1 protein-coding gene is annotated in these 1465 nt (G+C 63.8%); it reads left to right on the forward strand.

From position 1 onward, the window contains the following. The first annotated feature begins 153 nt into the window (after nucleotides 1–153). The gene (locus tag AWC16_RS20260) at nucleotides 154–1389 is read left to right on the forward strand and encodes an IS256 family transposase (protein ID WP_085266524.1); all 1236 of its coding nucleotides are present in this window, start codon (nucleotides 154–156) and stop codon (nucleotides 1387–1389) included. Nucleotides 1390–1465 lie beyond the last annotated feature (76 nt).

Raw genomic sequence — 1465 nt, forward strand, 5'->3', positions numbered from 1 at the left:
GGGTAAGTCCCCTGGCGTGGTGGGGTTTCGGGGTGCTGGGCCGATGGTGCCGGACCTGATATCGGGTGTGTCGCTGATGGTGCTGGGGTGGGCCATCGCGTAGTGGTCAGTGAGTTACCGACCAAAGTGACTCACAGAAGGACACACGACGCGATGACCCAGGATCATTCTGCCCTGCTTGCTCAGCTCGATGCGCTGAAGTCCGCTGATGCCGGTGCGGTGTTCGCTGAGCTGATCCGTGCCGGGCTGCAGGCGCTGATCGAGGCCGAGGCCACTGCTGCGATCGGCGCCGGTCGCTATGAGCGTGCCGATGGGCGCACGGTGCACCGTAACGGGCATCGGCCCAAGACGGTGTCGACCACCTCCGGTGATGTCGAGGTGGGCATCCCCAAGCTGCGGGCCGGATCGTTCTTCCCGTCGCTGCTGGAGCGCCGCCGCCGCATCGACCGCGCATTGCACGCGGTCATCATGGAGGCCTACGTGCACGGCGTGTCGACCCGCAGTGTCGATGACCTGGTCACTGCGATGGGCGTTGAGTCCGGGGTGTCGAAGTCGGAGGTCTCGCGGATCTGCGCCGGCCTCGACAAAGAGATCGAGGCGTTTCGTACCCGCAGCCTGGCTCACACGACGTTTCCGTACGTGTTCTGTGACGCGACGTTCTGCAAGGTCCGGATCGGGGCGCACGTGGTCTCTCAGGCCCTGGTGGTGGCCACCGGGGTGTCCATCGACGGCACCCGTGAAGTGCTGGGCACCGCCGTCGGTGACAGCGAGTCCTACGAGTTCTGGCGGGAGTTTCTCGCCTCGCTGAAAGCCCGCGGCCTCTCCGGGGTGCATCTGGTGATCTCCGATGCCCACGCTGGGCTCAAAGCTGCGGTGGCCCAGCAGTTCAGCGGATCATCGTGGCAGCGTTGCCGGGTGCATTTCATGCGCAACCTGCACACCGCGGTTTCGGCCAAGCATGCCCCCGCGGTGACGGCGGCGGTCAAGACGATCTTCGCCCACACCGACCCCGCCGGGGTCGCCGAGCAGTGGGACCGGGTGGCCGACACGTTGGCCGAGTCGTTTCCGAAAGTCGCCGCCATGATGGCCGAGGCCAAGACTGATGTCCTGGCGTTCACCGCGTTCCCCAAGGCCCATTGGCAAAAGATTTGGTCGAACAATCCGATCGAGCGGTTGAACAAGGAAATCAAACGCCGCGCCGATGTCGTGGAAATCTTCCCCAACTCGGCTTCGTTTCTGCGCCTGGCCACCGCCGTGGTCATCGAAGCCCACGACGAATGGCAAGTCACCCGACGTTATCTCTCCGATGTCTCCATGGACGAACTACGGGCGGTCATCGCGAAGAAACACGCTGCGGAAGCACTTGCCAAACAACACCAAATCGCCTAGCGTTCAACACGACTCGTTGATCTCGACGCGTGAACCACGCTAGATCCGAAGTCCACCACTCAGCGGGACGCTATCC

Origin of the sequence: Mycolicibacter longobardus (assembly GCF_002102265.1) — a bacterium.
Taxonomy (GTDB): domain Bacteria; phylum Actinomycetota; class Actinomycetes; order Mycobacteriales; family Mycobacteriaceae; genus Mycobacterium; species Mycobacterium longobardum.

Bases quoted from the DNA above. Each gene is read 5' to 3' on its own strand.
- AWC16_RS20260 (WP_085266524.1), top strand. From the start codon at position 154: ATGACCCAGGATCATTCTGCCCTGCTTGCTCAGCTCGATGCGCTGAAG.